This is a genomic window from Mesorhizobium sp. M7A.F.Ca.US.002.01.1.1 (assembly GCF_004022955.1).
Classification (GTDB): domain Bacteria; phylum Pseudomonadota; class Alphaproteobacteria; order Rhizobiales; family Rhizobiaceae; genus Mesorhizobium; species Mesorhizobium ciceri.
The window spans coordinates 1-6,473 of record NZ_RZQE01000337.1; the positions used below are offsets into that span (position 1 = coordinate 1).

General features: G+C 63.9%; 6 protein-coding genes. All 6 read right to left on the minus strand.

The annotated features are described in order from the left end of the window. Positions 1-81: 81 nt before the first annotated feature. Positions 82-1,122, minus strand: a complete 1,041-nt coding sequence (locus EN932_RS25630) for a sulfate/molybdate ABC transporter ATP-binding protein (RefSeq protein WP_013530873.1) — start codon at positions 1,120-1,122, stop codon at positions 82-84. Positions 1,123-1,135: 13 nt separating this feature from the next. Then, positions 1,136-2,020, minus strand: a complete 885-nt coding sequence (gene cysW / locus EN932_RS25635) for a sulfate ABC transporter permease subunit CysW (protein ID WP_013530874.1) — start codon at positions 2,018-2,020, stop codon at positions 1,136-1,138. After that, complete coding sequence (cysT, locus tag EN932_RS25640) at positions 2,013-2,864, minus strand: sulfate ABC transporter permease subunit CysT (RefSeq protein WP_013530875.1); 852 nt, start codon at positions 2,862-2,864, stop codon at positions 2,013-2,015. Before cysT ends, cysW begins: the two co-directional genes overlap by 8 nt. Before the next feature lie 21 nt (positions 2,865-2,885). Next, positions 2,886-3,911 (minus strand): sulfate ABC transporter substrate-binding protein, encoded by a 1,026-nt coding sequence (locus tag EN932_RS25645; RefSeq protein ID WP_013530876.1) that lies wholly within the window; start codon positions 3,909-3,911, stop codon positions 2,886-2,888. A 220-nt stretch (positions 3,912-4,131) separates the two neighbouring features. Continuing rightward, positions 4,132-5,031 (minus strand): M15 family metallopeptidase, encoded by a 900-nt coding sequence (locus EN932_RS25650; RefSeq protein ID WP_127385290.1) that lies wholly within the window; start codon positions 5,029-5,031, stop codon positions 4,132-4,134. A 65-nt stretch (positions 5,032-5,096) separates the two neighbouring features. After that, positions 5,097-6,473 (minus strand): penicillin-binding transpeptidase domain-containing protein (locus EN932_RS25655; protein ID WP_128369153.1); only part of this gene is annotated, 1,377 nt, incomplete at its 5' end.

The window sequence follows — 6,473 nt, forward strand, 5'->3', positions numbered from 1 at the left end:
CCGCAGCCCAACACGGGAGAGTTCACCCGGATCAGGAATCTGAAGGTCGAAAACTGGTTGGCGTAGCGCTTGAGCCGAGAATCAAGCCGCCGGAAAAAGCTTCCAGCGGCCGGGGCGGAACGCCACCCGGCTTTTTTGCGCCGCGGGATGATCGACCGGCAATTCGATTTCGACCCGCTGACGCTCACCACCGATCTCGAGCTCGACCCGGCGCGTGCCGGCGACGCGGCGGCTGGCGGCGACCGTGCCGGCGATGCAGCCGCTGCAGCCGTCCAGCAATTCGACATCGTGCGGGCGGAAGTAGAGCGTCGCATCGCCCGAGGGCTCGTTGGGCGCGGCAAGCCCGATCGGACGGTCGGCGAGCCAGATCTCGCCATTCTCGACTTTGACGGGAAGCGAGCTCGATTCACCGATGAAGCCGTAGACGAAGGGCGAGTTCGGCGTGTCGTAGATGTCGTCGGCGGTGCCGACCTGCTCGATGCGACCCTGGCTCATCACCACGACGCGGTCGGCAAGCTCCAGCGCCTCTTCCTGGTCGTGGGTGACGAAGACGGTGGTGTGGCCGGTGGCGTCATGGATTTCGCGCAGCCAGCGGCGCAATTCCCGGCGCACCTGCGCGTCAAGCGCGCCGAACGGTTCGTCGAGCAGCAGCACCTTGGGTTCGATGGCCATAGCCCGCGCCAGCGCCACGCGCTGCCGCTGGCCGCCGGAAAGCTGCGCCGGATAGCGCTTTTCCAGCCCCGACAGCTGGACAAGGTCCAGAAGCTCGGAGGCGCGGCGGCGAATCTCCTGCGCCGGGGGGCGCGACGGCCCGTGCCGGACCTTCAGGCCGAAGCCGATATTGTCGGCCACCGTCATGTGCCGGAACAGCGCATAGTGCTGGAAGACAAAGCCGACATTGCGATCCTGGATCGACTTGTGCGAGGCGTCCTCGTCGCCGAAGAAGATGTTTCCGCGCGTCGGCCGCTCCAGTCCGGCGATCAGCCTGAGCAGCGTCGTCTTGCCGGAGCCGGACGGCCCCAGCAACGCGATCAGTTCGCCCGACTTGATATCGAGCGACACGTCGTGGAGGGCCGGAAACCGGTCAAACTCCTTGCGCACGTTGGCAACGCGAACTTCCATGCAAATCCCTCTGTCAGTGTCCGCGCGTCGCGGCGATCTCGGCGCCGTAGCGCATCTCGAGAAGTGTTTTCAAGACCAGCGTGACGAGCGCCAGGCCCGCAAGCAATGAAGCGACGGCGAAGGCGCCGACGGCGTTGTACTCGTTATAGAGGATTTCGACATGCAGCGGCATGGTGTTGGTCAGGCCGCGTATATGGCCCGACACCACCGAGACCGCGCCGAACTCGCCCATGGCGCGCGCATTGCACAGGAGCACGCCGTAGAGCAGCCCCCATTTGACGTTGGGCAAGGTCACGTACCAGAAGGTCTGCCAGCCATTGGCGCCAAGCGAAAGCGCTGCCTCCTCGTCGCCATTGCCTTGCTCCTGCATCAGCGGGATCAACTCGCGGGCGACGAAGGGGAAGGTGACGAAGATTGTGGCCAGCACGATGCCCGGCACGGCAAACAGGATGACGATGCCATGCGCTTTCAGCCAGGTGCCGAGCAGCCCCTGGGCGCCGAACAGAAGCACATAGACGAGGCCCGATATGACCGGGGAGACCGAGAAGGGAAGGTCGATCAGCGTGGTCAGGAAGGCCTTGCCCTTGAACTCGAACTTGGCGATCGCCCAGGCGGCGGAGATGCCGAACACAATGTTGAGCGGTACCGAGATCGCGGCGACCAGCAGCGTCAGCCGGATCGCCGAGCGTGTGTCGGGATTGCCGAGCGCTTCGGTGTAGGCACCGATGCCCTTGGCGAAGGCTTCGTTGAAGACGATGATCAGCGGCAAGAGCAGGAAAATGCCGAGGAAGGCAAAGGCGACGGCCATCAGGGCCAGACGCGCCGGGCGGCTTTCCGTGACCGCCGCCGACTGGCTTTCATGGTGCGGTTCGTAGGATTTGATCTCCGGATCAGCCATAGCGCTTGCGGCTCCACGACTGTGCGAGATTGACGACCAAAAGCATGATGAATGACAGGGCGAGCATGATCGCCGCAATCGCGGTTGCCGCCGGGTAATTGTATTCCTCCAGCCGGATGACGATCAGCAGCGGCGCGATCTCTGATTTGTAGGGCAAGTTGCCGGCTATGAAGATGACCGAGCCGTATTCGCCGACGCCGCGCGCGAAGGCGAGCGCGAAGCCGGTGACGATGGCCGGCGCCAGGCCCGGAAACAGGATGCGGGTGATGATCTGGAAACGATTGGCGCCAAGGGTGGCCGCGGCTTCCTCCACTTCCTTGTCGATCTCCTCCATGATCGGCTGCACGGTGCGCACGACGAAGGGCAGGCCGATGAAGATCAGCGCGATGACGATACCCAGCGGGGTATAGGCGACCTTGATGCCGAGCGGCATCAGCAATTTGCCGATCCAGCCGTTCGGCGCGTAGAGCGTGGTCAGCGCGATGCCGGCCACAGCCGTCGGCAAGGCGAAGGGCAGATCGACCATGGCATCGACGATGCGGCGGCCGGGGAAGCGGTAACGCACCAGCACCCATGCGACCAGCGTGCCGAAGACGACGTTGACAGCAGCCGCGACGAAGGCAGTGCCGAAGCTGATTCTCAGCGCATTGATGGTGCGGCGATCGGTGGCGATCGCCCAGAATTCAGGCCAGCCAAGGGCGGCCGAGCGCCAGAGCAGCCCGGATAGCGGGATGAGGATGATGAGGGTGAGGTAGGCAAGCGAGAAGCCGAGCGTCAATCCGAAACCCGGAATGACGCTCGGCTGCCTGAATCGCCACCCCGCTTGGGCGGGTGCTGTGGTCATGTCGTCCTGAATATCGACTGCTTACTGGGGCTTGTAGATCTGGTCGAATATACCACCATCGCCGAAATGATAAGGCTGTGCTTTTTTCCAGCCACCAAACTGTGGATCGTCGATGGTTACAAGTTTGATCGGCGGCAGCTTGGCGAGGTCCTCGGCCGGCACCAGATCGGGCTTGGCAGGACGATAATGGTTCTTGGCGATGATCGTCTGCGCTTCTTTGGAATAGAGCCAGCTCAGATAGGCTTCGGCGATCTTGCGCGTGCCCTTGGCATCGACATTGGCGTCGACCACTGCCACCGGCGGTTCTGCCAGGATGGAGGTCGGCGGGTAGACGATGTCGAAATTGTCGGCACCGAACTCGTCGAGCGCCAGATAGGCCTCGTTTTCCCAGGCGATAAGCACATCGCCGAGACCCTTTTGCGCGAAGGTCACGGTCGAGCCGCGCGCGCCGGTGTCGAGCACCGGGGCATTGGCGTAGAGCTTGCCGACGAACTCCTTGGTCTTGGTCTCGTCGCCGCCGTCATTGGCGTTGGCGTAGGCCCATGCGGCGAGATAGTTCCAGCGCGCGCCGCCGGACGTCTTGGGATTGGGCGTGATCACCTGGACACCGTCCTTGACGAGGTCGCTCCAGTCGTGAATGCCCTTGGGATTGCCCTTGCGCACGAGGAAGATGATGGTCGAGGTGTAGGGCGCCGAATTGTTTTCGAATTTGGTGCGCCAGTCCGGATTGATCTTCTTCGACTTCGAGACGATGGCATTGATGTCGCCTTCGAGTGCCAGCGTCACCACATCGGCGTCGAGGCCGTCGATCACGGCGCGGGCCTGGGCGCCCGATCCGCCATGCGACTGCTGGACGGTGACCGTCTCTCCGGTCTCGGCCTTCCAATGGGCGACGAAAGCTTCGTCATAGGCCTTGTAGAGCTCGCGTGTCGGATCGTAGGAGACGTTGAGAATGGTGGTATCGGCAAACGCGAAACCGAGCGTGCCGAACTGGACAGATGTGGCGACCAGTGCGCCGAGCAGTTTCCTGAAATGAGGTTTGGTCATTTCTGCCTCCGTTGAACCCGCGCCAAATCTACCGAATTGGTAGAAATTAGATGCATTCAATGTTGCCTTTTTTGCCCCTCTTGAGAAAATGTTCGGCGCCATTTCGTCCTTTGGAGAAATATTTTCCTCTTGCGGCCAAAGGAAGAATCCATGGCCCTGCCACTCAGCCTATCTAGCAATGGGTAGTGCCGAGGCAAGGTGTGGAATTTGATCCGGTGCCTCAATCGGCGGTGATGGGAAAGTCGAAACGCTGTTTGGCGAACGGTTCGCTTTTCAGCGTGAAGTGCCACCATTCCCTTGCATAGTTCTTGAAGCGGCCCGCGCGCATGGCTTCGACAAGCATCTTGCGATTTGCCGCCGCTTCACTGGCAGGGCCGCGATATGCGGTTTCGCTCATTGAATCAAAGCAGTCGAAACCGGTACCGAAATCGAGCGTGTCGGCATCCCCGGTGCCGCAGGCCGGGTTCGGGCTGGACCTGCGGTCCATCCGGGCGACGGCGACGTCGACGGTCGAGCCACGTGAATGAGTCGACAACTCTCCGACATAGCCCTTGGCGATCAGGTCGCTGCGCCTGACCTCCGGATACCATTGCGGATCGGGCGGCCCGCCCTGTTTTGTCCATTCGCCCATGTCGGCGACGGCGCGGGCAGGGCGGTAGCAATCGAACACCACCAGGGTCAGGTGTTTGGCCGCGATCGCTTTCTGGACAGCGGAGAGTGCCTTCGCCGCATCCTCGGTGAGGATGCAGACCGGGGCGCCATAGCCGTTCACCTTGCGGTGCAGAAAATTATCCGATCCGGCGTAGCGGATGTCCTGGCGGATCGAGGGGTCGACATCGGCGAGCCGGACAAAGCCGGCGGGGAGTGGGTCAGCGAGAGCAGGGAGGGTGATTGCCGTGACAAGGATTGTTGCTGCCAGTGCTGAGGCTGCCGACAGGAAAGGATCGCGCGAGGCACCCCCCTCTGCCTTGCCAGGTATCTCCCCCGCAAGGGGGGAGATTGGCAGCTTTGGCGTCCTGCTCCACCATTGATAACTGGCGAAAGCGGCAAGGACATCCGATCGCCCTCCTTGCGGGGGAGATCGCCGGCCGGCCAGAGGGGGGTGCCTCGGAACAGGCATGGGTGAAGTATCCCGCTATCCGCTGAGCCTGTGGAAAGCCAATTCCACGAATCGCTTGCAGCCGTCTATTCGACAAACACCTTCACGCTCGCCGCGCGTCCCGCGGCGTCGATGACGGTCAGCGTCGAATAGCCGGCGCCGTCGGGCTGCCAGGTCGCGGTGCGGCGACGGTCGATGCCCACCAGCGGCTTGCCGTTGGCCAGCCAGCGGAATGGCGCACGGCCGCCTTGCAGTTTCAGCACCAGCGGCGAGGCGTCGACCGAATTGGTGCCGAGATCGACGCGGGCGCCGTCGGGCGGGAAGATGATGGTCGGTGCGGGTTCGGTCACTGTCGCCTGCACCAGGCCGTCCGCTCCGGCGCCGAAGCGGGCGAGCGTCACCGGCAGGTCCTCGCGCCTGGGGCTGAACAGTCCGGGCGGCTTGCCCGGCAAGGGGACGGCGACCAGGCCCGAGCGGACAAAACCGTCGAACAGGATGGGAGCGGCCGAGACATAACCGGACAGTCCGGGCACCGCGCCGGCGTCGGGACGGCCGACCCAGACACCGAGCACATAGCGGCCGTCGAAGCCGACCGACCACGCGTCGCGGTACCCGTAGGACGTGCCGGTCTTGTAGGCAATGCCGCGCTGCAGGGCACCCTCGGGCGGCTTGACGCCCGACAGTATGTCGATGATCTGCCAGTTGGCCTGACCGTCGAGGATGGTGGCGCTGGTGCGCTCGGCATTGGCCGGCTCGGTGCCGTCATGCAGCGTGTGCGTCTTGCCGCCATTGGCGAGCCCTGTGTAGAGCTGGACGAGGTCGCGCAGCGTGACGCCTACGCCGCCAAGGCCGATGGCCAGGCCCGGCGCCTCGTTGACCGGCAGTATGGGGCTGACGCCGGCCTGGCGGAAGCGCGCCATCAGCCGCGTTGGCCCGACCGCGTCGAGCACGCGGATCGCCGGCACGTTGAGCGACAGTTGCAGCGCTTGCCGGATGCTGACATCGCCCTGGTAGCCCATGTCGAAATTCTTCGGCCGGTAGCCGGAGAAATCGACAGGGCTGTCATCGATCAGCGTCTCCTGCGCCACCAGGCCCTGTTCGAAGGCAAGACCGTAGATGAACGGCTTCAGCGTCGAGCCGGGCGAGCGGACGATCTTTGTCATGTCGATCCAGCCGGAGCGGCTGGCGTCGAAGAAATTGGCCGAGCCGACTTCGCCAAGGATGTCGCCGGTGCGGGAGTCGGCCAGCACCATGGCGACCGACAGGCGAGGGCCGAGCTTGGTGGCGGCGTCCCTCGCCACCTGTTCCAGCCCCTCCTGGACGCTCTTGCGGATCGTCAGTTGCAAGGGCTGGCCGGGGACGGCCTTGGGCAACATCGCATAGGCGGCGTGCGCGGCGAGCGCCGGCAGCGTGCGGCGCAGGTCCGAGACATCGTCGAGGGCGGCCCGTGCGGCCTCGCGCTG